We start from the raw sequence: 26,043 nt of genomic DNA on the forward strand, positions 1-26,043 counted from the left end.
GAAGACGGTCGATATCGTCCCGAACGGGACAAAGCTGACCGATGTCACACAGTACACACAAACGGTGAATTTACACCTCTTGACGGGACACTACCTCTACGTGGCTGTTTGCACATTGCATCATTCGACTGTCAGTGATAAAAACGCAAATTTATTTCGCAAACAGTCACCAAGGCGATAAAAAAGTCCTGTCTACCGAGCGATTTCGATGTTGCTCTCGAAAAGAAGGGCTAGGGGAGATTATAGCGAGGGGAGCTTTAGGGACCGGAACCCGTTCAGGGTTCCGGGGTCTAAAGCTCCCAAGCGCGAACAGGCACATAGCCCGCGATGAACACGCGAACTGGAAGGAGACACGCGGATGACGAAGCGCGGAGCAGCAGCGTGGGAGGCGCTGGCAGAGGTACGGTCGGAAGAACTGGCACGCGCGTTGGTGCGGATGGGTGTAATGATTCACGGTCAGGCGGCGCGTTTATTACGGATACCGTGGCAGACGGCGAAGGACTTGACGACGCACAGGTGGGACATGTTCGAAGTGCAGTACAAGGTGCCGAAGCATGTGACGAGCGGCCGATACGTCGTGCCAGGGAACCGAATCATGTCGCTGTTGCGCCTGTCCGACCACGCGCTGAGCGAATGGAGCGAACGGGAGGGCCTTTCTCGCACGCGCAATCGTGTGCCGGCGGACATGCTCGGCCAGACATTGAATATGGTCGAGATGCTGATACGGCTTCGGCATGATGGCCTACTGTACGACGAATGGGACATGATGCTGCCGCAAAACGGCGACGAGGGCTTGCATGCGTGGCTAGTGAAGCGGGATGGCGACTATACGCTCGGGGTGTTCTTGTTGCCTATGCGAATTCGCAACGAAGACAAGCGCAGCTTTATCCTTAGCGGCATTATCCGCCGCGTCATCCAAAACAGCAGCGTGTCGCAGGTTCTGTTCTTGGCGCCACGAGAGCACTATCGGGTGGCACTGCAGAACTTGTCGACGATTGAGCGCGTGGGACGGACATTCTACTTACTGCCGTGGGAATCATTCTTGGAACATCCGCGGTGGTTCCTGGAGGCGATCTATGATGACGAACACGCACAACGCAAGTACCTGGTTGAAGCGGACGTGGTGGACTGGGACGACCGGATGCGCGTGCCACCTCAGCATGCGTTCGGCGCGTTCCTTCGTTTGCCGGACGGTCGGTATCGACTAGTGGACACGTACGTCAACGGGAGCACGGATCGCGTGCGGAACTGGCGCGAATTCATCTACGGCTACCAAGTCCCGAACACCGGCCAGGTCGCGGGCGCGGACGTGTACGTGTTCGACGAGACGATGCGCGAGGGGCTGGAGGCCGTCTTGCGGATGAAATCGAAGAAGCAGTTCGATGTGAGCATGGTCGAGGTCCACGGTTGGCCAGAAGGCATGGTGAAGCCAAAGCCTGCGCGTGAGGCGTCGCAGGACGCGTTCGATGAGGTGGACGATTCGGACATCGACTGGGACGCGTGGCTGAATGAGCCATGGTAATCGCCGCCCCGGAAGATGGGCACGGACGTGAGTCCGGGCGCGTCTTCCGGGGCAAGCGTGTTTATGGGCAGTTTTCTCATCATGGACAGAGTGTGACAAGCGTTGACTGTCGAATGGGTAGATTGGAAGGAATCCTATTTGCGATGCATTTGAGGACATAGGCGCAGAATGGATGCTGTCACAGGTGGGTCTCATCAACGAGAACAGCGCAAGAAGCCGAAGAAGGGATGGGGAACTGTGAACAAGAAGCATGTTGCGATAAGTGGTATCGTCTGCGCCGGCTTAGCGATGGGGCAATTCATGATTATGCCTTCAGCTTCGGCCGATACCGCGGAATCGGTTGGGATTACACACATCATAGTCAACGGTCGTCCGTTCAGCACCGTGGATCATCGAGTGGCTGTAGATCCGTTCTCACACCAAGAGACCAGTTGGATGCCCATCTGGTACCTAGAGTCAGCATTGAAGGCAATGGGGCTTAAGAACTCGTGGAATGGTCAGGTGTGGTCGATTCAAACGCCTGTGGATTGGAGCGTGGAGGGGCGCGAAGTTCCCAGCGCACGGACACCCACAGCGGCAGAAATGGCAATTAGCATCGACGGAAAGGTGGTGGAATTAGCGCCGAAAATGGTGGCAAAAGACCCGTGGGGGCATGCTGAAACGACGTACGTGCCACTGTACTACGTGATGGAAAGCCTGGTCCGAATCGGGATACGCACGACATGGAATGGAGTAGACATGGAGCTTTCCCGTGGTGAACGTAGTACCGGGGAATCCACAGCTTCTGACGAAACATCAAGCCATTTTACGGGTACGTTAGTCCGAATAACAGGTGCAAACATCTCCTCAGTAGTACCCGATGGATATCGTGACCCACGAACCGGACTAACCTATTTATCCAAATACTTTCATGATGTAGAGGACTTTACGGGGACGATTGGTGGAAAACCGTTCGCTTTAGGATTTTACGATGATCGTCCGAACGGGATCGCAATAGGATTGAGCTATAACCACCATCCGGTGTATTTCGGATGGGGCCCTACCCCCATATTCGATGTGCTGAAATTTGTTGGAGAATCCGTCATCGTAGGAACGCCATCCGCCGGCGCATACGAAGCCCTTAATCTCCAGAACGGAGATGTAGTGACCCAAACGTCACAGGTGATGTCATTGTACGGCGTTCACAACTTGCAAACACCACAGTACATCTTGGGCTTGCCTGGTGATCGTTATCCGGTACAGATTCCTTACTAAGCTATGATCTGCGAGAGAACGATAGTACGCTGACCCATAGTTGCCGTTGCTTGACCACGAGCCTCCCTCTCGAACGTAGAGGCCTGCGGAACGTGTTGTACGGGTACCGGAAGATGAGGCCCGTGGAGCGAAGGTTTCTACTGGAACTTTCCATTCCGCTACCGTTGATTCATCTAGTGTGGATGCAGTTGAAGGTAGAAATTGTTCGTAAACAGGACGACAGCCACTCCCAATAAGGTTGGTCGACCTCGGAGTGACTGTCTCCTTCGCTGACTAGACGGCCCGAGCGCGGCGCTGCAAACCTGGTCCCATAGCCCGCCAGAGATCTACCTCTGGTGGGCCATCTGTATATTGTGTGTAGAGAGGATGAACCACAACGATGATTGTGTAAACGACATGGCGAAAAACAGTGGCAATGAAGAAGACGTAAGTCCAGGCGCGTATTCCGGGGCAAGCGTTGGGACTTCGCGTCGTACGTCAGCGATTCACAAATAACCACAGAGAGGTAAAATGACATCGTTACTCGCAGAAAGGAGATGAAAGCGATGTCAAACTCGGTGGAGGCTGCACGTGAAGAGCATTGGACGCGGACAGACAGCTGGCTCTTCTGGTCGTTCGGACTCGGGATGCTGCTTGAGAACTACATCTTCAGCTTGTCGAGTGTCGCGACTCAATGGGTTCCAATGCCGAAGTCGCTCCAATCGCTCTTACTCGCGTGGTCACCCATTTGGCTCATCATTGGCATTGCCGTGGCCGGTCCCTTGGCCGATCGCGTTGGCCGGAAGAACACCTTCTACACCACCATGGCACTCTATGGCCTGGGCGCGATTGGACTTGTGTTCAGCAATCGATACTGGCTCATTTTGCTCTTCCTCGCGATGCTTCTGTTCGCGGCCGGCGGCGAAATGAACACCATCATGGCCGTCTCGCACGAGATGATGCCGCACAAGCACCGCGGAAAGACGATGATGCTGGAACTCAACTTTATCAACCTGGGCGGCGTCATCCTGGGGCTCGTTGCGTTGTCGACAGCCTATCAACATGTGGCATTTCAACGCGCTATGATCGCTATCACACTCCTTGTTGTACTCATCATTCTGTTCTTCGCAAGGAGAAATACGCCAGAATCGATTCGGTGGCTCGAGCGCACGGGACAACACGAACGCGCCCGCGCCGAAATCGAAAAGTACTACGGTTGGGAGGAGTATCAAGCTCGCCAGGAAGCCGCGCGACGGGCGACAGAGCGGGCTCAAGCTCGCGAAGACGGGCAGAAGCGGGTCGGTATGGGTCTGAAGCTGTTCACCACGCTGACCATTTCGTTTGCGGGATCAGCGGGCTTCGGCCTGATGACGTACGTGCTCGGACCGCACTTTTTCCCGAAACTGAACGCCGCCATCATTTTGGTCGCGACGGGCACCGGCTTCGTGTCTGGTTTCTTCGGCCTGTGGGCAGATCGATGGAGCCGAAAGTGGTTGTTGCTCATCGGTTACTTGGGATCGTTTATCATGACACTTGTGATCTGGGCCACCATTCCGGCTTGGTCCAAGAGCCTGGCGCTCTTCTGGATCTTGCTCATCGTTCTGAACGTGTTCGTAAACATTGGCTATTTGACCGAGGACACGCTTAAGGGCGAGGTTTGGCCGACGAAGCGCCGTGGCACCTACACTGCGCTGGTGCGCTTCGTGAGCATTGGATTGTACATCGCGACCATCTACATCACGCAGAACTTCGGAATCAATGCATACACCATGTTCAACGCACTGGTCTGGGCGATTGGACTTGCGGGCGCTATAGCTTGGTTCATCGGCGGCAACGAAACCGGCAAGGGCGCTAGTCTGGATGTTGCGTCCGGAGAGACGTGATGGGAAAAGCGTCACCGCTGTAGGTAGTACCTGGGCAAGAGGGATCTACGGGAGTTATCCGAAGGTCCTACGAAACCGCGTCGGCAGTGGGTTCGTGGGACTTGGTATGACTACAAGAACAAATGTCGGTGTCGGGTTCTTCGGTAGCCCTACATCCATCCGTGCCGAATGGCGAGCACGGCCGCACTGGTTCGATCCTGAACGCCGAGTTTATCGAAGATGTGCTGCAAATGCGCTTTGACGGTCCGCTCGGAAATCTGCAATCGATCTGCAATCTCCTTGTTGGATAGGCCCTTTGTCACCTGACGAAGAATTTGCGATTCTCTGGGGGTTAATTGTGCCAACCGTTTGGCTTCCTCCGCGTCTGGTTCCTGCAATGCCTTCAACATGGCGCGATCGAACACCACGCGTCCCGCGGCTACCTGGCGAATGGCCGCCAGCAGATGCTTCGGATCCACGGTCTTCGGAAGGAAGCCATCTGCACCCGCAGAGGCCAGACGCGCCATGCGCGCCGGATCGGTGAACGAGCTCAAGGCGAGAATGCGCGTCTCGGGGGCCGCCTTCCGGAGTGCAGGGATGAGATCGATACCATCCTCCTCGCCGAGGACGAGGTCGAGCAGGAGCACGTCCACAGGTACGCGTTGGATAAGGGCAAGTGCCGAAGTTACGCTTTCCGCCTCGCCCACCAATTCCATGTCCGGCTCGAGATTAAGGAGTACGCGAAGGCCTTCTCGGACCACAGGGTGATCTTCCACCATCGCAATTCGTATCGGAGTATGCATATCATTCCTCCGAATGCATGGGCAGCCACACTTCGCATCGTGTGCCGTGACCTGGATTGCTGAGCCAACGAACGAAGCCGCCCTCTTCCTCGATTTGTCGTCGAATCGAGTCAAGTCCGAAACCTCCGTCGACGCGAGCGGGATCGAACCCGAGACCATCGTCGACTAACACAAACTTGATGCCTCTTTTATCTTCGAACAGAGCCATATCCAGATGGCTCGGAGCGCCATGCCGGAGCGCATTCTGGACGGCTTCATCCATCGCGCGGCAGAGCGCAGTGCGCGCCGAAGGCCGGAGGCGAATGTCCGCGACTGGCGTCATCGCTCGAATATCGACGGTGAGGCCGGGCAGGTCGGCGAGATCGCGTACCAAGCGCTGGATCGTGTTCGAGACCGATGGAGCATCCGTGTGGCGTAGGGTGGAGGCCAGTTGCCTCAGCTCTTGGCGAGCATCGTCGATCAAATGTCGGATCTTCGTCAGATGTTGGGCTGCTTTCATCGGATCGCGCTCGATCTCGGCCTGGGCCGCATGCGTGAACATGGCGGCTGAGAAGAGTCGCTGGTTCACGGAGTCGTGCAGGTGGCTTGCGATCGTCTGGCGTTCCGACACCGCCCGCCATTCCGCGTGCCGGCGGCGTGTGTCGAGCGCAGCCAGTGCGTGGCGCGCCATGAGAGCGATGGCCTCCAGGATTCGCTGATCTGTTTCGTCGAACCGCCCAATCGTGCGATCTTCCGCCACGATGCTGACCTCGGGCGATATCGGGGCTTGGATTTGGTCGCCCGCACGCGGCAGGGCGACGGCATGGAGACTTGCGCGGATCTGCTGTGTCACTTCCGTGGGCCAATAGGTGTAGAATCGCGGCGCTCTCGTCTGAGATACAGCGGCGGCGAGCACTTCTCCGGTCGACGCGATCACGGCGCCGCCTTCGCATCTGAGCAAACGGACAGTCGCATCGGCTGTGGTCTGAAAGAGATCCGCCTCGCGAACTGTCGTTGTCATCCGTCGTCCAAGCGCGATCAATTCGCGCAGGCTCGCCGCATGGCGCTCGGCAAGCCTTGCGTGCCACTCGCGTGCCATGGCGGTGGCGAGATGTGCACCGACGGTCGAGAGCACGCGCAATGTCTCAGGGCTGAAGGCATCCTGCTCGCACGCAGCGATGTTCATCACACCGAGGCGCGCGCTCGCACTGACAAGGGGGACGCTCGCGTGATACGCGAGCCCTTCTTTGTTTCCGCGCGCACGTTGCAGGCGGCTGCAATGAACAATGGTGATTGCCTCGCGCATGTTTCCGGCGTCAAACTGATCCTGGCATTCGCACCATCCGCCCCGGAGTGCATGGCACTCCCTCCGCGCGAGGGCTGGTGGAAGGCCTACCGACGCCATCAGCCTGTACGAACGACGCCGACCATCGTATGCAAACGCCCACGCGGCCCTGAGACCAAGAAGTGCAGCGAGACGTGCGAGCACGCGCGGCAAAGCCTCATCCACTCGTGTTCCGCGGGATAGCTCCTTGGCTATCTCACTCAAAAGTTCACGTTCCAGTGAAGATGACATTGCCTATGCCCCCGTGCGATAGGTGTGTGACGTAGATACTCATGACTTCCGCACGCGCCGCTTGAGTTCCTGCCAGCGTATTCTCGCTGTCTGCAAAGTGAAGTAGGGATGCAGCATGGCGTCGCCTCCTGTTCCGTTGGATGTCGAGATCGTAACGGGAGGTCACGCTGCGCCGCGTCCGGTAAACGGCTTAGCTGGAGCCGATTGCTGATCGTACTTTCGTACGATGCGCGGACATGAGGGCTGGCTTAGACTCTTGATCAAAGGAGTTCGTGGTGACGGAAATGGAGGAAGAGTTCGAATGCGCATCATCCAGGACGCTGAGGTTCGGAGCCTGATCGATATGGCCACGGCGATCTCCGTGATGGAGAGAGCATTCACGATGCACGCCCGAGGCGAACTCCACGCTCCGCCGCGGTTTCACGTAGAAAACCGACCGCGCGCGACTCGTATTCACTGCTGGCGCTGTGGATGGGGACGACGGATGCATGGGGTTCCGAGTGTATCCTGCACTGGGCGTTGACACCCCGGAGGGGCAGCAGTTTGTGGCGGTGTACGGCCGCGATGGCGTACTGGAAGGGATCGTCTTGGGGGATACGCTCGGCCAGATGCGTACGGGGGCCATTGGCGGAGTCGCCATGAAGTACATGGCGCGGCGAGACGCACGCGTGCTTGCTGTGATTGGGACGGGCAGGCAGGCGGAAACGCAACTTGAGGCTGCGGTGCAAGTCCGGCCCTTTGAGGAAATTCGGGTGTACAGCCGTCATGCTGAAAAGCGGATGGCATTTGTGTGTCGTATGTCAAAGCGGTTGGGGCGGGACATTGTGGATTCGGACCGAGTGGAGCGTTGCGTGCGAGGCGCCGATGTCGTCATCTGCGCGACCAACAGCAGGACACCCGTATTCGATCCGACCATGCTCGCTTCGGGGGTACACATCCATACGGTGGGACCGAAATGGGTGGGAGCGCACGAAATTCCGCGTGAGACGGTTCAAGCTGCGACGTTATTGGTGACGGACTCCATTGCGCAGATGACAAGTTATCCCGAATCTCACATCTCCACGGTCTCGATGACGTCGGTGATCGAACTGGGGGAGTTGTTGTCCACGCAGCCTCGTGTGGAACCAGACCGTTATGGGATCAGCGTGTTATTCTCCGTGGGTCTTGCTGGAACCGAGGTCTTGCTTGCGCGAGAAGTCCTGCGCAGAGTCCGGAGCGAAGCGACAGAATGCAACGAATGGAAAGGGTGAACCTTATGCCTGCATGGATCTGTATGACCTGTGGCACGCAATATCCAGAGACCGATTTGCCCCCATCCACATGCCCGATTTGTCAAGACGAACGGGAGTATGTTGGACGCGAAGGCCAAAGGTGGACGACGCTCGCGGATATGCAGCGACATGGATATCGAAACGCGTTCTATCAGCACGAACCCTATTTGTGGGGCATTGAGACTGTGCCTGAATTCGCCATTGGGCAACACGCTAAGTTGATTCGCACACAAGAAGGCAACATCCTGTGGGACTGCATTTCGTATCTTGATGACGTCACGGTTGACCTTATTCGAGGCATCGGTGGAATTCGTGCCATCGCGGTTTCGCACCCGCATTTCTACTCTTCGATGGTTGAGTGGGCGGAACGATTCGACACCTGTGTCTATCTTCATGTTCGCGACAAACAGTGGGTGATGAGACCAAGCGAACGGATCGTCTTGTGGGATGGTCCGAAGTTTGAGCTGGGTTCGGAATGTACGCTATTCCACGTGGGAGGACATTTTGCTGGATCGACGGTACTTCTGTGGAAGAAAGGCGCCCAAGGCCGAGGTGTCTTGTTGACGGGGGATACACTCTCTGTGTCGGCTGACCGCCGTCACGTCTCGTTCATGTACAGCTTTCCAAACCGGATTCCGTTGTCAGCAACCATTGTCGAGTCGATCCGTAGTAAACTGGAACCTCTGTCATTTGAGCGACTTTATGGAACGCAGTTTGATACCGTGATTGAAACCCGAGCTAAAGATGCCGTCATGCGTTCTGTGGAACGCTATCTTGCGGCCCTAAAGCGTACAGAGGAATCCTAGGAGCGTGTCCGACTAATTGACCCACGGACACGCTCCACATGGTATTACTTCTTCCAGCAAAACGGTGAACTTGGCCTCTCCAACCTTACGTTTTACCCAGACTCCAAGGCAGCGATGGGCCCGGGTCAGGCCATCGCTATCCTTGACCGCCCGTATCGGAACAGTTTCAGCAAATTGTGGCACATCGCGACCAGGGACCACTCTCCCCGTACCTTGGCGAGTCCACGTAGCGAAAAGCGATCGAACCCCAAGCAAGACTTGATGTGACCGTACACCGGCTCCACAATCACTTTGCGCTTGGCATAAATCGCTCGTCCTCGCTTGGTTACCAGCTTACGCGCCATCCGCTGTTTCGGCGTATACGACTTCGGAATGCGTCCTCTCGGGCATATGGGGTTCTCTCCGTGTTTTTGCCGCCGCGTTGCGATATACGGATCCACGCCCATCGCTTCCATCCATTCGACATCCTCTTGCGCATAGTACCCTGCGTCGCCCGAGAGTTTCTTCGGAATCCGCCCTGTGTTCTGCTTCGCCATCTCGACCATCGTTCTGAGCACTTTGGCATCGCTCGGCGAGTTGATCACTTCTGTCGCCACAATGATTTGATACGCTTCGTCCACCACAGCCTGCACATTGTACGCCTGCACAAATCCGTCTTTGGAGGGCATGATGCGGAATTCCGGATCCGTAAAGTTCCGCTGCGCCTTGTCTTCCGGCACGGCCTTCATAGACCTGCGGCCTTGCGAACCATGACCCTTCTTGCCGCCAGACTGACCTTCGTCATCATCTCGTTTCTCGTCTTTTTCAGCGCTCGCTTGCTCTGGCTCGGCTTCTGCCTTCGCCTTCGCTTCGGCTTCCAGCGCCGCCATCGCTTCCTGGATCTTCGCCAATCGGCTCTGGCGACGGGCCAGCGCCTCCGGCAACTCATCCCCTCGTGTGTTGCCATAGAGCTTGTCTTCTCGTTTGTCGGTCCGTTCCGCGTCCCGTACCAACTCTGCAATCTCCTGACGCAGACGCTGCTCTTCTTGTTTCATCCACCCATAGCTCATCGCCTTGTGCTTCGAAGCATTCGCCCGGATTTTCGTCCCGTCCAGCGCCACATGCCCCATCTTGACCATGCCAGCGCTTTGAGCAACCCTCAACACCTGAAGGAACAATTCCTTGAACACGTGCAGATGCCGCTTCCGAAAGTCACTCAGGGTACGAAAGTCCGGACACTGATTGGCGGTCAGCCAACGAAAGGCCTCCACGTCTTCACACGCCGCTGCGATTTTCCGAGAAGAGAACACTCCCGTGCAATAAGCGTAGATGAGCACTTTCAGCAACATCACGGGATGATACGGCGGATAGCCTCGCAACTCTCGCTCGTACGGCTCGGTGATCGCAGACGTATCCAATCGGTCCACGACGTCACTGATAAACCGTGCCAAGTGGTTTTCCGGCAACCACTCGTTCAAATCCGGAGGTAACAGGAGCAATTGATCGTGGTTGTGACCACGGAACTTCTTTCGTGACATGACGAAGCCTCCCCGATGTTCCTACCGATGACTTCGCCAAGGATCCGAAAGTTCCCTTCAAGAATCCGATTCAAGGATTACTCGGACACGCTCCTAGTGAGGCACTTGGACTGTCGAGTCTGCATCCTATTGTCCCTTGTTCTTGCGTGAATCCAGAAGGCCCTCACTGCAACCGCGCTGACAAACTCTAACCCGTTCACCAGACCCTACTTAGAGATTTCTTTCAGCCGCAAGATGGCTCCAATCATGACGAGGTTTAAAAGGCAAACCAATACAGAGAAGACAATCACGGCGGAAAACAACCCTAGCTTCTGGGCTAAAAAGCCCACTCCAATCACAGGAAGCCCAACTCCGCAGTAAACAACAACGTACATCGTGGAAAAGACGCTACCTCTTTGCGCAGGTGGCGCTACATGGTTGACCAACGACACGCTTCCCATAAACGCAAGGCCTTGCCCGGCACCTGCAATGACGGTACTCACTAAGAGAAACCAAAGGGATTGCATAGGTACAGAAGCAATGATCCCAGCCAGTCCAATCAGGAGCAGCAAAAGCCCTGTGATCTGCGCAGTTCGATTACCTAACTTTCGCAATGTTAACTGGATTAAGGAGCTGGAACCAAGCATCAGAAATACAACCGAACCAGCCACGGCCAAATTTTTAACATGCAGCAGTGAAGTTACATAAGATGGGACGAGAGACATGAAAAGCGCTGTGACGGTCCATGCCGCGAATGCCACCAAGCTGCCAACAACAAAGGGTGAAAGGATTTCCCGAGGTACCCCAGGCCGCTGGGGCTCCCAGTGCTTCCGAAAATCTTTGGGCAACGGTTCGGAAATAAACAGGAGCCCAAGCAGTCCAATCAAAAGTAACACACAGTTGAGAAGGTACGGCAGTTGTAGAGGCATTGGTGCGTATTGAGCAAGCAGACCGGCAAATATCGGACCAAGCGCGGTACCACCGGCTGTTGCCAACGAAGCAACTAGAGATGCGCGCTGTCGATTGCTGTTTGGTTCGAGTTCTGTCAATGCGGCCGTAGCAGTCCCGCTTACGATTCCAACCGCTAGACCTTGCAGCGCCCTTGCGATGAAAAGCCACGTAACGTTCTTGGCAAACACAAATGTAAGTGAACCGACAGCGGCAATCAGGAATCCTGCTACCATGACGGGTTTCCGTCCAAGGGCGTCCGACAACTGCCCGAAAATCAGCAAAGAAGGTATGATGCACAGTGCATAGGTCGAAAAAACAAGAGTCAATACCGACGGACTGAAATGCCAAAGATGTTCATACACGCCGTAAAGGGGCGAGGGGATATTCGTGCCGATCATCAAGGCGCAGAGCATCAATCCTGTCGTCGCGAAGCCGAATCGTTTTGAACCGGACACATCCATCTACTCCTTCTCTCCACTCGCAATCTGCTGTACATACGCTTCCGTTTGCAGCTGAAACCACCATAGGAACGCAGCCCAACCACGCCACGGTCTCCATTTTTCCGCAATTTGACGCAGTTCGCTTTCTGTCGCTTTTCGACCCAAACCATAAAATCGTCCAACGATATGCTGTAAGCCCACATCCCCGGCTGGTATCACATCATCAAAGCCCAACCCACGCATCATGACGCATTCCGCAGTCCATGGGCCTATGCCCTTAATGCGTGTAAGAGCTTGGTACACCGATTCAGGTTCCAACCCGCCAAGCTCTTTAAAGTCCAGTGTGCCTGTCGATACCAGATATGAGACCCGCACAATCGTGTTAGCCTTTTGCTTGCTGATGCCAATGCGCTCAATGTCTGACGGATCCATGTTGGCGATGTCCCGGGGTGTCGGAAGGAGCCACAGTTCCTTCCCGTCATACTCCAGCGGGTGACCGCAGAGCCTAACCAGAGACCACTTCATGCGCCGGGCCACACGTGTATGGACCTGTTGCCCAAGAATCGTCCACAACATTGCTTCATAGGGATCGGCGATGAGGATTGGGCGAACATTACGGTAATTGTTTATCAAAATACCGAATACCGGATCACGCTTATAGAGAGCGTGAAACGGAGCGGGATTTACTTCTAGAGAAAAGACGCGGCAAACCCAAGTCAAAACCGTTCGGATTGTATCGTCATTCAATCGCTCTCCAGCGACTTTGACGTGAAGCGTTGTCTGGTCTATCGGGCCTGAAAATGTAATGTCCACTACAACAGGGTGATCGCCCACTCGAATCGCCCGCAGATATCGATCACCACTAATATGCTCCAATATTGCAGACGAGGATGTACGCAGATATCCCAAAGCAAGTCCGAAGTTATAAGGCGATACGGGCGTAATGTGTTCCTCTACAAGCTCCACTTATGTCTCACCCACCTTCATGTTGAATAACCAAGTTTTATCCGTGCCTCATTATAAGGCGACGACATTTCGGATTTCGCCGAAGTATGCATGTCGTATGATGGTGTTGTCCTGTAATGCTTTGGGTAGGTTTTTTTTGCGTTCAAAGGGGGTGTTCCACGATGCACGGTTATCCGAATTTGGCGCAAATAGCGTCTTTGATTGCCGACCCGTCGCGAGCAGTGATGCTATCCGCACTTTTGGGGGGTGAAGCATTAACAGCAGGAGAACTTGCTCGAGTCGCTCATATAAAACCCCAAACAGCGAGCGGACATCTGGCCAAGCTCGTTGATAGCGGGCTTCTGGTCCACGAGGTGCATGGTCGCTATCACTACTATCGTCTCGCCAATGAGTACATCGCCAGAGCGTTGGAAGCGCTCAACGCCGTTGCACCCCTTAAACCCGTCCGCTCCTTGAAGGAATCGGATAATGTTCGATCACTCTGTTTTGCACGCATGTGCTACGACCACATTGCTGGCCAGCTTGGAGTGAGCGTGGTCGAAAAGATGCAGACATTAGGTTATCTCCAGGACGACGGAGACCGCGATTATCACGTGACAGAGATGGGGACGAGATGGTTGGGTGATATCGGAATCAATGTTTCAGATGTTCGGGAGGCTCGAAGATATTTCGCCCGTAAGTGCATGGACTGGAGCGAGCGTAGACACCACCTTGCTGGAGCGCTTGGTGCTGCTATTGCTCGCCGGATGATGGAATTGGGATGGATAGTCCAGATTTCGGGTACACGAGCACTGCGAGTAACGACACTTGGAAAGTCCGAACTTGAAGCACTCTTTGGTATAGAAATACCAGAGTATGCGGTGACCCGTGAAAAGATAACTCCAGTATTGAAGACGGCGAATCGAAGGACAACCATATTTCTGTGCATACCGAAATAACGACGATTAAGATTCGGAATTGAAAGGAGGTTGGTAAGAAAGAGAGACAGGGAAAACAAGTGATCACTCGAGCGATGTTGAATTCAGATTTTTTCTTCATAACGAATGAAGTTTAAGGGGGCTCATTGCAATGACTCGGCTTATCCGCTTGGAATGCATATACGATGAAGAGGTTTACTGGAAACGAGTGCACCGAAACCTTGCGTGGTTAGGAGATACTCCCGAGGAGCAACAAGAGCGACAAAAGAGGTTTTCAGACGTCACTGTTGGCGTTGCGGGATGCGGCGGGATCGGTGGCGCTTGCGCCGTCAGGCTCGCGAGGATGGGCATCCGACACATCAAGGTGGCCGACCCGGACGTTTTTGAGTGGACGAACGTCAATCGTCAGATGGGGGCTTCAAAGGCGAATCTGGGGAAGAATAAGGCAGAAGTGGTCGGTCAGATGGTATACGAGCTAGCCGGAGACGTAACGGTCGAGATCTTCCCGGAAGGCATCACCAAAGATAACGCGCGGGAGTTTGTAAACGGCTGCGATTTAGTGTTGGACCAAATGGATTTTTATCTATTGGGAGAACGGTACGCGCTTCATCGTGCCTTCAGGGAGTCACTTCGAACAAAATATATCCTGTCCGCATGGTGCATAGGATGGGGGACTTCGTTGTTTAAATGGACACATGAAGGTATGTCGTTGGAAGAGTATTTTGACATCCCGGAGGATACGCCGTTGAAAGGTGATGTGATTATTAGACTACTGTCCAAGTTCATGCCGAATAAACCACCATTCCCAAGCATTGAAACCATCTATGACTGGTTCGTGAATAAACATACGGTTCCTCTCTACGCAGCGTCACCTCCGATAGCTGAAGCAGCAGTAATTCCACAAGTGGCACTTGTGGTGGCAGGTCTGGAGGACGCTCCTTTCGTTACTAAGTTGCCTGCAGCACCGGATTGCTGGGTGTTTGATTCTATGACTCTAGAGGGCCGTTTCTTGCGATACGAGGGAGGTGTTCACCATGCAATCGACTGTCATGAAGGATAAAACGGTTCCAGCCAGTCGCGAAATCAATGTGTGCATTGCGAATACAGCCGAGGAAATCCAAAAAGCGATGGAATTTTGCGGTCGCAAGTATGAGGAAGCTTACGGTAGTAGATGGAAAAATGCACCTGACATTCTGTTCGTTGCGTACGAAAATCACGAAATAGTAGCAACGTTAGGCCTGGAACTAGGAAAGAATCACAGAGAGTTCGGGGCGGAAAGGTATTTTATGCTCACCCCCCGAATGAGAGCATTCCTGGATACTCACCGTTACACAATGGGTGAATTGGGGCGGTTTTCATCCATTCGCCGTGAAGCAGCCCGGGCAGTATTTCATGCTGCAATTACGTACGCGCTCGAAAGTGGCTTGGAGTTCCTCGTTGCATGGGCCAATCCCGGCGTATACAATCACCTTGCCTCATACCACGGCATTCCATTTTGGGTTGTGGATGTACCGGTCAATGCGGCGGGCGTAGAAAATGACATGGAATGGACAACTCCTCCGAGGGGATTCTTCTTCAGGGAAGAACCTCCGAAGTTACTATTAAGCATCGCCGCGTTTTGGGATCTGGTCAACAAGAAATTGGCAGGCGAACACAGGGGTGAAATCATTTTATTACGCTAGATGGACAAGCTTTTGTTGATATGAACTGCACAATGGGGTCTGTAATTCGAGGATTTCATTGGCGCTTTTGCGCAAATAAAGACCGAAACACCCTCTTTTTTCTTGTAGGCTGAATAGGTACTCCAAAAACCACTCTGTTTCGGAACGAAACTGTGGTCAGAGAAGATTGGTTCCACTAGGAGCGTGTCCGACTAATTGACCCACGGATACGCTCCACATGGTATTACTTCTTCCAGCAAAACGGTGAACTTGGCCTCTCCAACCTTACATTTTACCCAGACTCCAAGGCAGCGATGGGCCCGGGTCAGGCCATCGCTATCCTTGACCGCCCGTATCGGAACAGTTTCAGCAAATTGTGGCACATCGCGACCAGGGACCACTCTCCCCGTACCTTGGCGAGTCCACGTAGCGAAAAGCGATCGAACCCCAAGCAAGACTTGATGTGACCGTACACCGGCTCCACAATCACTTTGCGCTTGGCATAAATCGCTCGTCCTCGCTTGGTTACCAGCTTACGCGCCATCCGCTGTTTCGGCGTATACGACTTCGGAATGCGTCCTCTCGGGCATATGGGGTTCTCTCCGTGTTTTTGCCGCCGCGTTGCGATTACGGATCCACGCCCATCGCTTCCATCCATTCGACATCCTCTTGCGCATAGTACCCTGCGTCGCCCGAGAGTTTCTTCGGAATCCGCCCTGTGTTCTGCTTCGCCATCTCGACCATCGTTCTGAGCACTTTGGCATCGCTCGGCGAGTTGATCACTTCTGTCGCCACAATGATTTGATACGCTTCGTCCACCACAGCCTGCACATTGTACGCCTGCACAAATCCGTCTTTGGAGGGCATGATGCGGAATTCCGGATCCGTAAAGTTCCGCTGCGCCTTGTCTTCCGGCACGGCCTTCATAGACCTGCGGCCTTGCGAACCATGACCCTTCTTGCCGCCAGACTGACCTTCGTCATCATCTCGTTTCTCGTCTTTTTCAGCGCTCGCTTGCTCTGGCTCGGCTTCTGCCTTCGCCTTCGCTTCGGCTTCCAGCGCCGCCATCGCTTCCTGGATCTTCGCCAATCGGCTCTGGCGACGGGCCAGCGCCTCCGGCAACTCATCCCCTCGTGTGTTGCCATAGAGCTTGTCTTCTCGTTTGTCGGTCCGTTCCGCGTCCCGTACCAACTCTGCAATCTCCTGACGCAGACGCTGCTCTTCTTGTTTCATCCACCCATAGCTCATCGCCTTGTGCTTCGAAGCATTCGCCCGGATTTTCGTCCCGTCCAGCGCCACATGCCCCATCTTGACCATGCCAGCGCTTTGAGCAACCCTCAACACCTGAAGGAACAATTCCTTGAACACGTGCAGATGCCGCTTCCGAAAGTCACTCAGGGTACGAAAGTCCGGACACTGATTGGCGGTCAGCCAACGAAAGGCCACCACGTCTTCACACGCCGCTGCGATTTTCCGAGAAGAGAACACTCCCGTGGAATAAGCGTAGATGAGCACTTTCAGCAACATCACGGGATGATACGGCGGATAGCCTCGCAACTCTCGCTCGTACGGCTCGGTGATCGCAGACGTATCCAATCGGTCCACGACGTCACTGATAAACCGTGCCAAGTGGTTTTCCGGCCACCACTCGTTCAAATCCGGAGGTAACAGGAGCAATTGATCGTGGTTGTGACCACGGAACTTCTTTCGTGACATGACGAAGCCTCCCCGATGTTCCTACCGATGACTTCGCCAAGGATCCGAAAGTTCCCTTCAAGAATCCGATTCAAGGATTACTCGGACACGCTCCTAGGACAGCCCTGTCGAGCGTCTACATCATTGCGAGACGCGCAACGCGACCACAAGTCTCCCTCTCGAACGTAGAGACCTGCGGACCGTGTTGTACAAGTATTGGGGAGAGGTCCGTGGATCGAAGGTTTGGGTGCAGTTGAAAGTCGAAATGGTCCCCAAAAAGGACAACAGCCACTCCGCATAAGGTTGGCCCACTTTGAAGTGACTGTCACCTTCGCTAACTAGACGGCCCGAATACGGCACTGCAGGCCTCGTCCCATAGCCCGCCTGAGACCCTTCTGGCAGGCTATATGCATTTTGCGCCTCGTTCTATAGATAGTATGCACCACAACTGTGGGTTGTGTAAACGAAAATCCGATAACACAATTGTGGATTAAAGCCACGGAACACGCCCCGAAAGAAGGGCACGGACGTGAGTCCGGGCGCGTCTTCCGGGGCAAGCGAGGGTTGAGAACTGCTCATTGAATTATGGACAATGATGTACATTTGGTGTATTCTATTTCTATGAAACTAAGTGATTGGGCAAGAAAGAATGGAATCTCGTACAAGACCGCCTGGCGTTGGGTAAAAGAAGGCCGGATGCCCGTGCCTTTTGAGCAAACTCCTTCGGGCACCATCCTCGTCCACGAACCCGAGCCTTCCACGACGAATGCCGTGGCCTTGTATGCGCGCGTGTCAAGCGCCGACCAAAAAGCCGATTTGGATCGCCAAATCGCACGGCTCATGGAATTTGCAATGGAACAGAAGCTTGTCGTGGTCAAGGCGGTTACGGAAATCGGCTCGGGACTCAACGGGCATCGACCGAAGCTCATGAAACTGCTGTCCGATCCAAATGCCCATACGATTGTGGTGGAGCATCGGGATCGGCTCATGCGGTTCGGGTTTGAATACGTCGAGGCGGCTTTGGCGGCTCAAGGCCGACGAATTCTCGTCGTGGAGCCAGGCGAGGTCAAGGACGACTTGGTGCAAGACATGATCGAAGTCCTCACGTTGTTTTGCGCGCGGTTGTACGGGCGGCGTTCCGCTCGTCACCGCGCCAAGCGCGCTTTGGAGGTTCTCGAGCGTGAAGATTCATCGGGCGTATCGGTATGAGTTGGCGCCGAATCGGATGCAACGGGCCCTGCTTGCGAAGCACGCAGGTGTGGCCCGATTTGCGTACAATTGGGGGCTTGCCCGACGCATCGCGCTCCATGAAGAGACGGGGCAAAGCACGAACGCCATCGAACAGCACCGGGAACTCAACCGCCTGAAGAAAACCGACTTCCCGTGGATGTACGAGGTCTCCAAGTGCGCTCCGCAGGAAGCGCTGCGGGACTTGGATCGCGCGTTTCAACACTTTTTTCGCGGATTGAAGGAGGGGCGCAAGGTCGGATTCCCTCGGTTCAAGAAAAAAGGGCGCGACGATTCGTTTCGCCTGACGGGTTCGATTCGCGTCTTGGACAACGCCGTACAACTGCCTCGGCTCGGGCGGATTCGGCTGAAAGAGAAACCGCATGTCGAAGGCCGAATCTTGTCGGCGACGGTAAAGCGGGAGGCGGACCGATGGTATGTGAGTTTGGCGGCAGAAACGGAGATTCCCGACCCTGTGCCGCCTTCGGGCGAGCCGGTGGGTGTGGATTTGGGGGTTTCGTGGTTTCTCACGTTGTCCGACGGGACGAAAATCGAGGCGCCAAAGCCGTTGCGCCGATACCTTCGCCGCTTAGAGCGGCTGTCGAAGCGGCATAGCCGAAAGAAACCCGGCTCGCGAAATCGGCGGAAGTCGGCGTTGGCGCTTGCTCGGCTGCACCGGAAGATCCGCAACATACGGCAGGACTTTTTGCACAAGGTGACGACGGAGCTCGCGAAAACCAAGCGAGCGATCGTCATGGAAGACCTGCATGTGCGAGGCATGGTGCAGAATCGAGCGTTGGCGCGAGCCATTTCGGACATGGGTTTTGGCGAGTTTCGGCGAATGCTGACGTACAAGTGCGCGTGGTATGGTTCGGAACTCATCGTGGCGCCGCGGTTTTACGCGAGCAGCAAGACGTGCTCGGCGTGCGGGTACGTGATAAGCGAGTTGCCATTGTCGGTGCGGGAGTGGACGTGCCCGGCGTGCAGCACGCGGCATGACCGCGACATCAACGCAGCGAAAAATCTTTTGAGAATCGGTACCGCGAGTTCCGCGGGAAGTGACGCCTGTGGAGATCCCTCTGGCGGGGCGGCCTTGGGCTGCTAGTCATGGGTCGCGGAAGCAGGAAGCGAGAAGTGGACATTTGTCCATGAATCGCAGAACGGTTGAGAGCAACATTTAACGGGTGCACACATATCAAGGGCTCAGCATGGCAACAAATTCGGCCGGGCTGCGCACAGGATATCGGTCGCGGACGGTCAACAGGTCTTCGTCGCCAGAAACGAGCCAATTCGCTTTGCCGGCGATGCACGTCGCGAGAACGTGCACGTCCATGTCGTCACGCAGGCTGTTTTTGAGTTCTACACATAAGCTTTCGTCCACAACGACTACATCCGAGTAGTATCGAAATAGCGACACGAAGCGGCGGATTTCGCCCGGCGACCATTGCAGACGTCGTTGGATCTTCGGGTAACTGAGTACTCGTTCAAGTTCGTCCAGCATGGATTCAGATATCACGAGCGCATACTGGGCAGATCGCCATGCTTGCACGATGCGACCCGGTACACTGTGAGGGAGGAGGAGCCCCGAAATCAAGACGTTCGTGTCCAGAACCACCCTCATGATTGCTTCGACGCCTTGATAGCTTCTTGAATCTCACTTTCCGCAACGGCTGTGTCAACATCCGCGTAGACGTGGACGAGCTCGTCGGTCATTCGGCGGAATTCATCCTCCATCATGCGAATTTTCTCGAATAGCTCCATGTCAATCAGGGCGCCAACTGGCTTGCCCGCTTTTGTAATTACAATGGCGTTGTGCCGATAGTGCACCTCGTTGAGCAAATCCCCGAACTGTTTACGCATCTCCATAGCTGACACTTCGCGGACCATCGATGTCACCCCAATTCATATAATTGACCTAATTGTATTATACGCTGCATTCGGCACAGTGTATTCGTGTACGAAAAACAACGTCCCGGAAGATGGGCACGGACGTGAGTCCGGGCGCGTCTTCCGGGTCAAGCGTAGGTACAAACCTTCCACACGATATCAACGACCGAACGGCGCAAGAATTCGCGCCGGGTCGTGGACACGTCCATCCCATTGATTTGCTACAATGCAATACGAAAGCACGACGAGCGGAATCATACTCAGGAGGCGAGGTCATGGCCAACACGTTGATGTACGAGGCTGTAGCGGCAAAATTGCGGGAGCTTTACGACACACATCGGCGTCCCATCGGGCCGACGGAGATAGGTCTTGCGCTTGGCTTTGATTATCAACAAGCCTCATCACGCACGTCGCCGATGTTGAAGCGCCTGGTGGCCGAAGGCTCGGCGAAGCGGACGCCGAACGGCAAATACGTGCCTGTGCAAGAAAGTGAGGCCACGGGCTAAGAAAGAATGCGCTTGGTCAACGAGGCACAGACGTACGTTCGCGGCTCCACTGGGCGAGCTCCTGTCTGCACGTCTCACAGATCGGGCGATGACGGTACAACGTTGTACCGTCGACTTGGCCGCAGAACACGCATCCGGGTGAATACTTGCGCATGACAACGCAATTATCGTCAAGGAAAATTTCCACGCTGGACTTCGCGGGAAGATCGAGCACGTCACGGATTGACTTCGGCAGAGTTACTCTGAACTGATTATCAGATACCCATACAATTCCGACCGACTTTTTCACAGTCTAGTCTCATCTCCTTTTAAGGTCTCGAAAGTGAGAAAGCGGCCGCGATCCGTACAATATGATGGACCTAAAGAAAGTGCAACTGTATCGCAAAGCCCTCATGGCCGCGTGTGGCATTGTGGGAGAGATCACGGCGAGAAGATTTCGACCAGGAGAGTCATACATATGTTCTAAGACCAACGCGCTTGGGCTGATTGGCTCAAACGCGTTGGAAGTTCGATTTAGTCCTCGTTGCTTGTTGCGCTCGTCGTCGAAACATTGGATGTCGAGTTCGAACTTGAAGTTGCGTTGTTACCCGTGGAATTTGCAGTGGCGTTCCCCGTTGTCGAGTTCGATGTGCTATTCCCTGTGTTGGACGACGAAGCCTGAGCCGAGGTGCTCAATTGTCCCCATTCGGTTTGCAGCTGAGACAGGGCCTGCTGGACCTGCGCCTCATATGCACTGATGGCTGCCGAGATGGCTGTTGGGTTTCCTTTGGCTTGTCCAAGCGCCCGTTCCAATTCACTGTGCGCGGCTTCGATCTTCTGATTGGTCTCAGCCACGAGCCGACGGACGCTTTCTGTCAAACGACCTTGTGCGTCTTGCTGATCAGATTCTTGGGCGTCCGACGAATGGCCGTTTCGAACGCCTTGGTCCTTTTGGTCGCCCTGGCGTTCGGGAGCTTTGTGATCCTCGGCTTCTTTGATTTTTGCAGCCACCACAGCCGGGCCGTGAGACAACGCACGGGCTGATAACTCTTCGTGCCGTGTCGCTGCGTACACGATAGACGTCACGGAGATAGCGGTCACCAATGCCACTGATGCGGAAACGAAAGCTTTCCCTGAAATTCGTCCCATCAAGCATCCTCCTACATCTTGAAATTTAGACAGGTCGGAGGGCTATGGCCAGGCAGCTGGCTGGCACGACACGTCGTGTCGAGCCCCTATAGCTTTGCGTCCTCCGCTTTCGCGAAGTTTGCCTTTGACCGACCTTACGATAGCATATTCGAATACTTAGCGAAGTAAATAGGGGTAGCCAAAACAGGTGACATTCCGTTCGCGAGAGATCTCGAACGCTGGCATGACACAGAGTGCTCAGATCTCAATTAAGGGATGCGCTGTTTCCACGTACTTCCTAGCGCCGAACGATGCAAACTGACACTGATACTTGTTGCAAACGCGAGTGTCGCGAGGATAACTCCTATGAAAAATGCCCGATCAAAGGCCGTGACGAGAGTGTGGGAATTCACCATTCCACTACCATTCACTTGACTGACGGTCAGTTCTGCCGACGAGACCGCTATGCCCACAAGGCGGCCAAGATTTCGCACGAGTGCAAGCAGGCTCCCGACTTCACCACTATATTGGGGTGGGACGGCCGCTAACACGAGCGCGTTATTCGGCGCGGTGAACAAGCTGAGTCCAAGGCCGAAGAGAAACAGATCGATCGTTGTATAGGCAAGCGGCGTATGTGCAGACAACGAGGAGAAAGCGGCTACTGAAATGCCCACCATCACCATGCCTATCACAGGCCAAGCGCGCGGGCCATATCGATCACTTAGCCATCCCGCGACCGGTGAGAATACGAACATACTCAAGGATTGCGTCATCAAGACGAGCCCCACACGAGTGGCCGATTCACCTTGCACATCTCGTAGAAAAAGGGGAAGCAGGAATTGGGGCATCATCATGAGCACGTATGAAAGAAAACTTGAGACTACAGAGAGACCAAATGACGGAATACGAAAGTATGTCAATTGAATGAGCGGAGTTGGTGTGTGTCACTCGTGAAACAGAAAGAGGAATAGAAATAAAGCACCAGTGACGAGAAACACAATGCTCGGGGCACTCATCCATCCCCAAGCTCCTACCTCACTGAATTCGAAGAACATCGCTGCTACTGCGGCAGTAATCCAGATTGCGCCCACAAGATCGAGTGGTTGTTCCTCCTTTGAAGTCCTGAGCGGTGGAAGGTGGACAATGCTAAGCGCTAGCGAAACCATCCCAATAGGGATGTTAATCCAGAAAACAGATCGCCATCCAAACACGGAAAGAAGGACACTTCCCAGACCAGGCCCGATAATTGTGCCTAATGCCACGATGCTATTGACATATCCAAGTGGTTTCCCGCGCCTTTCTGGCGGGAAAGTGAACGTAATGATGGACATCACGTTCGCCATGATGAGCGCCCCGCCCAACCCTTGTATCATCCGAAAGATGATAAGTTCCATAAGATTTGTAGCTATGGCACACAGCGCGGAGGAGATTGTGAAAAGGGCAACACCCATAAGGTAATACGTCTTCCGGCTACCACGATCGGACAGTGCGCCGAGAAGCGGAAGAAGTGTAGTCACCACAAGAAGGTATGCGGAAACCGTCCATTGAAGCAATGATGGTGGACGGTGAAAAGCACGCTCAAGCGTAGGGATCAAGACATTGACCACGCTGCTATCGATATTGACCATCAATGTCCCTAAAACAACGCTGGTGAAGATCCACCACATCTTCCGATCTAGCCGGGAAGGATATGGTCCTCGGCGAAACCCAGGTATAAAGGTTCTGAGGTTACGCATCTTCATGCAATCTCCCTGAACGCACATGCTCATCAAATCGGCTAAGAAAAATATCCAGACTTTGTTTTCGCATCAGAATATCCTTTCGCCACTCGTACAGTTCTTCCAACCCTTTCTGAGTGATAGCGTATACGCGTTTTGGGGGACCGGATTCTTCGGTCATCCATTGCGATGAAACAGCTCCACGTTCCTCAAGATCACGTAAAGTGCGATATACAGCGCCACTATCGATGTTCCATTGGTCTGGGAGAAGCGACTTCAGTTTGGACCAAAGGGTTCCTCCGTGCGCTTCATCGTCCAACAACAACAACAGCAAGAAGGCTGGCAAGTGACGATTTTGCTTCTGCATCACGGATACCATTTTCCCTTTCTTTATCAATGTGGAAGGCGCCAGATTGGCGCCTTCTCAACGTTCACCGTTTGACTTCCGCAAACTCCCGCATCCGTTCTTGAATCTGCGTAAACGCTTGGTCAGGTAACCGCTTCTCTCCGCCTAGCATGCGGGCATTCAGAACGATTTCTGCCGCTTCATCAAGGGTCGCTAAAAGTTGAACGGTTTCGGTGATCGTGCGCGAGAATGCAAGCACGCCATGATTGGCCAAAAGAACCGCCCATACACCTGGTCGCTCTTTCACGATTTGAACAATGCCTTTGACTGAGGCATCCGAACCGCGTGGCGCCCAAGGGACGACCGGAATATCCTCCGTTACACCAAAGCGGACGAGTGGCTCATACACAACAGGGATAGGTTGCTGAGCCACCGCAAACGAGGTCGCGTGTGGCGCATGCGTGTGAATCACGCAACCTACGGACGGACGTTCACGGTATACACCAGCGTGCATCTGAATGATTTCGGCCATAACGGGTGCGATATCACCCTCGATCACCTGTCCGTCCAAGCGAATAAGTGCAAAGCCGTTTTCATCCAAATGTTCGACGCTACCGCCGCTGGTGAGAATCATGGTGTCCTCTGAAATGCGCGCTGACAGATTGGCGTGATATCCGCGGAACAATAGCCCCGCTTCCTTCAGCTTGTGTGCTGCCTCCATCAGTTCTCGCTTCTTCTGTTGCACCTGATCCATGATACTCACTCCCTGTTTATCAATCTATACTGTACATTACAGTATAGTGTCACGAAAAGCAAGCTGTTATTCGCGAATCTGTTCCCCTTCGTGGAATCCATCAATATCAAACGCAAAAGGCGCTCGACGTCGTTTGTCTCGCGCCTTTTTAAGCGTGTCGATGTTGTCAAGTATGATGAATGGCACAACGGTTTGGCCCAATTTCCAATTCGGTCGCCTTTTCAGGGGATACCGATAGCACACCGCGATTGATGCTCACAATATCCTCATAGTTAGGCGGAGTGGCACCGACCGAATTCGCGACTGTCTCCGTGAACGTTTCGCGATCTTCGGTACGCATGATTTCGTTCTTACGACGAATCTCTCCGAGTGTTTCTCCGACATAGCCGGACGCGTTGATTTCTTGGATATCCGCATAATGCGCGGGTAGGACGAGCACGTCGTCAGAAAGCTGAGCTATCGTGCGAAACACCGTATCGTACAAGGCTTGTGCCCATTCGCGGGCCTTGCCACCGAGGTCTGGACGACCGAGTCCGCCCACAAAAATCGTGTCTCCTGACAGCAAGAACTGATCGTTGACCAAGAAGGACATGCTTCCGGGTGTGTGACCCGGCGTAGGAATGGCCAAGACCTTGACATTCACTTGGCCAAATTGAATCATGCTGTGCTTTTCGAGTGGTTCATAGGGCCGGTCTGAACCTTGCATTTCACTGGCCGAGATGTAGTACGTAGCACCTGTTTTCTGCGCGAGTTCGGGCCCGCCTGTGATGTGGTCGGCGTGCAGGTGAGTGTCCATGATGTGCTCAATCTGTGCCCCTTCCTGCTCGGCGACTCGCAAATACTCATCTACATGTCGACTCGGGTCAACGACAAGGGCTTTTCCGTCGGAAATCACCATATAGGATAGGCAACCCTTCGCCAGACGATTGAACTGGATAAGCTTCAAGTTTTCATCCTCGACAATCGTCACCGGCACGTAAAACTGACTCCAAGCGAGCATGCCACCTTCCAGAACACTCACATCGTAACCACGTTGCTCAAGCAGTTCAGCCACCATTTGAGCAGACCCGCCTTTTGCGCATACCGTGATGATCTCAGTGTCTTTCGGAAGGTCAGCATAGAGCGCGTCATTGTCATCCAGGAAATCAAAGTACGGAATGTTGATGGATCGCAATTGGTTACCTTCGATTTTCCAATCCTGATACTCCTCAGGGTTGCGAACATCCAAGATGAACAGTGATTCTCCAGAGTCCATTTTGCGATGAAGTTCAGCGGCAGAAATCGTGCGGATCGCCATAGATGCTACTCCCTTCCTTCACG

The 26,043-nt window shown here is 54.3% G+C and carries 25 protein-coding genes, 1 pseudogene and 1 riboswitch; of the genes and pseudogenes, 11 read left to right on the top strand and 15 right to left on the bottom strand.

Annotated elements, in window-relative coordinates:
- The first annotated feature begins 358 nt into the window (after nucleotides 1–358).
- The 3 genes from BW934_RS13915 (at nucleotide 359) to BW934_RS13925 (ending at nucleotide 4,638) form a co-directional block, all read left to right on the top strand.
- On the top strand, nucleotides 359–1,522 hold the full coding sequence (locus BW934_RS13915; protein WP_076349136.1) for a hypothetical protein: 1,164 nt from the start codon (nucleotides 359–361) through the stop codon (nucleotides 1,520–1,522).
- 237 nt (nucleotides 1,523–1,759) lie between these two features.
- A complete protein-coding gene (locus BW934_RS15125) occupies nucleotides 1,760–2,776 on the top strand; it encodes a hypothetical protein (protein ID WP_200805766.1) in 1,017 nt (338 codons plus the stop codon).
- Between the two features lie 545 nt (nucleotides 2,777–3,321).
- Nucleotides 3,322–4,638, top strand: a complete 1,317-nt coding sequence (locus BW934_RS13925) for an MFS transporter (protein ID WP_234969839.1) — start codon at nucleotides 3,322–3,324, stop codon at nucleotides 4,636–4,638.
- 149 nt (nucleotides 4,639–4,787) lie between these two features.
- Here BW934_RS13925 and BW934_RS13930 read toward each other — a convergent pair whose 3' ends face one another.
- Together BW934_RS13930 and BW934_RS13935 are read right to left on the bottom strand one after the other, a co-directional pair.
- Nucleotides 4,788–5,420: a response regulator gene (locus BW934_RS13930; protein ID WP_076349138.1), complete on the bottom strand. Its 633-nt coding sequence runs from the start codon at nucleotides 5,418–5,420 to the stop codon at nucleotides 4,788–4,790.
- Between the two features lies 1 nt (nucleotide 5,421).
- Entirely contained in the window at nucleotides 5,422–6,975 is a 1,554-nt protein-coding gene (locus tag BW934_RS13935; RefSeq protein WP_084182629.1) for a GAF domain-containing sensor histidine kinase, read from the bottom strand.
- A 488-nt stretch (nucleotides 6,976–7,463) separates the two neighbouring features.
- Here BW934_RS13935 and BW934_RS13940 point away from each other — a divergent pair, with 488 nt between their 5' ends.
- Nucleotides 7,464–8,225, top strand: a complete 762-nt coding sequence (locus BW934_RS13940; protein ID WP_084182630.1) for an ornithine cyclodeaminase family protein — start codon at nucleotides 7,464–7,466, stop codon at nucleotides 8,223–8,225.
- Nucleotides 8,226–8,230: 5 nt separating this feature from the next.
- Nucleotides 8,231–9,052 (top strand): MBL fold metallo-hydrolase, encoded by an 822-nt coding sequence (locus BW934_RS13945; RefSeq protein WP_076349142.1) that lies wholly within the window; start codon nucleotides 8,231–8,233, stop codon nucleotides 9,050–9,052.
- Between the two features lie 125 nt (nucleotides 9,053–9,177).
- Here the strand turns inward: BW934_RS13945 and BW934_RS13950 are convergent, their stop codons facing one another.
- The 3 genes from BW934_RS13950 to BW934_RS13960 all read right to left on the bottom strand — a co-directional run bounded on the left by BW934_RS13950 (nucleotide 9,178) and on the right by BW934_RS13960 (nucleotide 12,905).
- Nucleotides 9,178–10,569 carry an IS1182 family transposase gene (locus BW934_RS13950; protein ID WP_076349144.1) on the bottom strand — a complete coding sequence of 464 codons (1,392 nt, stop codon included), beginning with the start codon at nucleotides 10,567–10,569 and terminating at the stop codon, nucleotides 9,178–9,180.
- A 206-nt stretch (nucleotides 10,570–10,775) separates the two neighbouring features.
- The gene (locus BW934_RS13955; protein ID WP_084182632.1) at nucleotides 10,776–11,960 is read right to left on the bottom strand and encodes an MFS transporter; all 1,185 of its coding nucleotides are present in this window, start codon (nucleotides 11,958–11,960) and stop codon (nucleotides 10,776–10,778) included.
- The gene (locus tag BW934_RS13960) at nucleotides 11,961–12,905 is read right to left on the bottom strand and encodes a DNA-3-methyladenine glycosylase family protein (RefSeq protein WP_076349146.1); all 945 of its coding nucleotides are present in this window, start codon (nucleotides 12,903–12,905) and stop codon (nucleotides 11,961–11,963) included. It lies immediately after the preceding gene.
- Nucleotides 12,906–13,066: 161 nt separating this feature from the next.
- Here BW934_RS13960 and BW934_RS13965 point away from each other — a divergent pair, with 161 nt between their 5' ends.
- The 3 genes from BW934_RS13965 (at nucleotide 13,067) to BW934_RS13975 (ending at nucleotide 15,504) form a co-directional block, all read left to right on the top strand.
- Entirely contained in the window at nucleotides 13,067–13,843 is a 777-nt protein-coding gene (locus BW934_RS13965; protein ID WP_076349148.1) for an ArsR/SmtB family transcription factor, read from the top strand.
- Nucleotides 13,844–13,973: 130 nt separating this feature from the next.
- Complete coding sequence (locus BW934_RS13970) at nucleotides 13,974–14,882, top strand: ThiF family adenylyltransferase (protein ID WP_076349150.1); 909 nt, start codon at nucleotides 13,974–13,976, stop codon at nucleotides 14,880–14,882.
- Nucleotides 14,857–15,504, top strand: a complete 648-nt coding sequence (locus BW934_RS13975; RefSeq protein ID WP_076349152.1) for a thermostable hemolysin — start codon at nucleotides 14,857–14,859, stop codon at nucleotides 15,502–15,504. Before BW934_RS13970 ends, BW934_RS13975 begins: the two co-directional genes overlap by 26 nt.
- A 304-nt stretch (nucleotides 15,505–15,808) precedes the next feature.
- On the opposite strand, the pseudogene BW934_RS13980 reads toward BW934_RS13975, so the two are convergent.
- Nucleotides 15,809–17,199: pseudogene (locus BW934_RS13980) on the bottom strand (IS1182 family transposase).
- Between the two features lie 600 nt (nucleotides 17,200–17,799).
- Here BW934_RS13980 and BW934_RS13985 point away from each other — a divergent pair.
- Nucleotides 17,800–18,387: an IS607 family transposase gene (locus BW934_RS13985; protein ID WP_076349154.1), complete on the top strand. Its 588-nt coding sequence runs from the start codon at nucleotides 17,800–17,802 to the stop codon at nucleotides 18,385–18,387.
- Nucleotides 18,359–19,510, top strand: a complete 1,152-nt coding sequence (locus BW934_RS13990) for an RNA-guided endonuclease InsQ/TnpB family protein (protein WP_076349156.1) — start codon at nucleotides 18,359–18,361, stop codon at nucleotides 19,508–19,510. The genes BW934_RS13985 and BW934_RS13990 overlap by 29 nt, the downstream gene beginning before the upstream one ends.
- A 90-nt stretch (nucleotides 19,511–19,600) precedes the next feature.
- Here BW934_RS13990 and BW934_RS13995 read toward each other — a convergent pair whose 3' ends face one another.
- On the bottom strand, nucleotides 19,601–20,026 hold the full coding sequence (locus BW934_RS13995; RefSeq protein WP_076349158.1) for a putative toxin-antitoxin system toxin component, PIN family: 426 nt from the start codon (nucleotides 20,024–20,026) through the stop codon (nucleotides 19,601–19,603).
- Nucleotides 20,023–20,292, bottom strand: a complete 270-nt coding sequence (locus tag BW934_RS14000; protein ID WP_076349160.1) for a type II toxin-antitoxin system Phd/YefM family antitoxin — start codon at nucleotides 20,290–20,292, stop codon at nucleotides 20,023–20,025. Before BW934_RS14000 ends, BW934_RS13995 begins: the two co-directional genes overlap by 4 nt.
- A 275-nt stretch (nucleotides 20,293–20,567) precedes the next feature.
- Here BW934_RS14000 and BW934_RS14005 point away from each other — a divergent pair, with 275 nt between their 5' ends.
- Nucleotides 20,568–20,798 (top strand): hypothetical protein, encoded by a 231-nt coding sequence (locus BW934_RS14005; protein ID WP_076349162.1) that lies wholly within the window; start codon nucleotides 20,568–20,570, stop codon nucleotides 20,796–20,798.
- Between the two features lie 16 nt (nucleotides 20,799–20,814).
- Here the strand turns inward: BW934_RS14005 and BW934_RS15525 are convergent, their stop codons facing one another.
- The 7 genes from BW934_RS15525 to BW934_RS14035 all read right to left on the bottom strand — a co-directional run bounded on the left by BW934_RS15525 (nucleotide 20,815) and on the right by BW934_RS14035 (nucleotide 26,020).
- A complete protein-coding gene (locus BW934_RS15525) occupies nucleotides 20,815–21,087 on the bottom strand; it encodes an AbrB/MazE/SpoVT family DNA-binding domain-containing protein (RefSeq protein WP_076349164.1) in 273 nt (90 codons plus the stop codon).
- Between the two features lie 224 nt (nucleotides 21,088–21,311).
- On the bottom strand, nucleotides 21,312–21,926 hold the full coding sequence (locus tag BW934_RS14875) for a hypothetical protein (RefSeq protein ID WP_143232684.1): 615 nt from the start codon (nucleotides 21,924–21,926) through the stop codon (nucleotides 21,312–21,314).
- 48 nt (nucleotides 21,927–21,974) lie between these two features.
- Nucleotides 21,975–22,059, bottom strand: a riboswitch (cyclic di-GMP riboswitch).
- 115 nt (nucleotides 22,060–22,174) lie between these two features.
- A complete protein-coding gene (locus BW934_RS15280) occupies nucleotides 22,175–22,825 on the bottom strand; it encodes an MFS transporter (RefSeq protein ID WP_268758610.1) in 651 nt (216 codons plus the stop codon).
- Between the two features lie 24 nt (nucleotides 22,826–22,849).
- Nucleotides 22,850–23,572, bottom strand: coding sequence for an MFS transporter (locus BW934_RS15285; protein ID WP_234969840.1), 723 nt, complete (start codon nucleotides 23,570–23,572; stop codon nucleotides 22,850–22,852).
- A gap of 61 nt (nucleotides 23,573–23,633) precedes the next feature.
- On the bottom strand, nucleotides 23,634–23,990 hold the full coding sequence (locus BW934_RS14025) for a PadR family transcriptional regulator (protein ID WP_234969849.1): 357 nt from the start codon (nucleotides 23,988–23,990) through the stop codon (nucleotides 23,634–23,636).
- A 64-nt stretch (nucleotides 23,991–24,054) separates the two neighbouring features.
- Entirely contained in the window at nucleotides 24,055–24,723 is a 669-nt protein-coding gene (locus BW934_RS14030) for a class II aldolase/adducin family protein (RefSeq protein ID WP_076349170.1), read from the bottom strand.
- A 166-nt stretch (nucleotides 24,724–24,889) separates the two neighbouring features.
- Entirely contained in the window at nucleotides 24,890–26,020 is a 1,131-nt protein-coding gene (locus tag BW934_RS14035; protein ID WP_076349172.1) for an MBL fold metallo-hydrolase, read from the bottom strand.
- Nucleotides 26,021–26,043: the final 23 nt, after the last annotated feature.

Source organism: Alicyclobacillus vulcanalis (assembly GCF_900156755.1).
GTDB classification, from domain to species: Bacteria; Bacillota; Bacilli; order Alicyclobacillales; family Alicyclobacillaceae; genus Alicyclobacillus; species Alicyclobacillus vulcanalis.

Excerpts from the sequence above, each read along its gene's own strand:
- BW934_RS13915 (WP_076349136.1), top strand. The coding sequence starts at position 359 with ATGACGAAGCGCGGAGCAGCAGCGTGGGAGGCGCTGGCAGAGGTACGG.
- BW934_RS13925 (WP_234969839.1), top strand. The coding sequence starts at position 3,322 with ATGTCAAACTCGGTGGAGGCTGCACGTGAAGAGCATTGGACGCGGACA.
- BW934_RS13930 (WP_076349138.1), bottom strand. The coding sequence starts at position 5,420 with ATGCATACTCCGATACGAATTGCGATGGTGGAAGATCACCCTGTGGTC.
- BW934_RS13935 (WP_084182629.1), bottom strand. The coding sequence starts at position 6,975 with ATGTCATCTTCACTGGAACGTGAACTTTTGAGTGAGATAGCCAAGGAG.
- BW934_RS13940 (WP_084182630.1), top strand. The coding sequence starts at position 7,464 with ATGGGGTTCCGAGTGTATCCTGCACTGGGCGTTGACACCCCGGAGGGG.
- BW934_RS13945 (WP_076349142.1), top strand. The coding sequence starts at position 8,231 with ATGCCTGCATGGATCTGTATGACCTGTGGCACGCAATATCCAGAGACC.
- BW934_RS13950 (WP_076349144.1), bottom strand. The coding sequence starts at position 10,569 with ATGTCACGAAAGAAGTTCCGTGGTCACAACCACGATCAATTGCTCCTG.
- BW934_RS13955 (WP_084182632.1), bottom strand. The coding sequence starts at position 11,960 with ATGGATGTGTCCGGTTCAAAACGATTCGGCTTCGCGACGACAGGATTG.
- BW934_RS13965 (WP_076349148.1), top strand. The coding sequence starts at position 13,067 with ATGCACGGTTATCCGAATTTGGCGCAAATAGCGTCTTTGATTGCCGAC.
- BW934_RS13970 (WP_076349150.1), top strand. The coding sequence starts at position 13,974 with ATGACTCGGCTTATCCGCTTGGAATGCATATACGATGAAGAGGTTTAC.
- BW934_RS13975 (WP_076349152.1), top strand. The coding sequence starts at position 14,857 with ATGCAATCGACTGTCATGAAGGATAAAACGGTTCCAGCCAGTCGCGAA.
- BW934_RS13985 (WP_076349154.1), top strand. The coding sequence starts at position 17,800 with ATGAAACTAAGTGATTGGGCAAGAAAGAATGGAATCTCGTACAAGACC.
- BW934_RS13995 (WP_076349158.1), bottom strand. The coding sequence starts at position 20,026 with ATGAGGGTGGTTCTGGACACGAACGTCTTGATTTCGGGGCTCCTCCTC.
- BW934_RS14000 (WP_076349160.1), bottom strand. The coding sequence starts at position 20,292 with ATGGTCCGCGAAGTGTCAGCTATGGAGATGCGTAAACAGTTCGGGGAT.
- BW934_RS14005 (WP_076349162.1), top strand. The coding sequence starts at position 20,568 with ATGGCCAACACGTTGATGTACGAGGCTGTAGCGGCAAAATTGCGGGAG.
- BW934_RS14875 (WP_143232684.1), bottom strand. The coding sequence starts at position 21,926 with ATGGGACGAATTTCAGGGAAAGCTTTCGTTTCCGCATCAGTGGCATTG.
- BW934_RS15285 (WP_234969840.1), bottom strand. The coding sequence starts at position 23,572 with ATGTGGTGGATCTTCACCAGCGTTGTTTTAGGGACATTGATGGTCAAT.
- BW934_RS14025 (WP_234969849.1), bottom strand. The coding sequence starts at position 23,990 with ATGCAGAAGCAAAATCGTCACTTGCCAGCCTTCTTGCTGTTGTTGTTG.
- BW934_RS14030 (WP_076349170.1), bottom strand. The coding sequence starts at position 24,723 with ATGGATCAGGTGCAACAGAAGAAGCGAGAACTGATGGAGGCAGCACAC.
- BW934_RS14035 (WP_076349172.1), bottom strand. The coding sequence starts at position 26,020 with ATGGCGATCCGCACGATTTCTGCCGCTGAACTTCATCGCAAAATGGAC.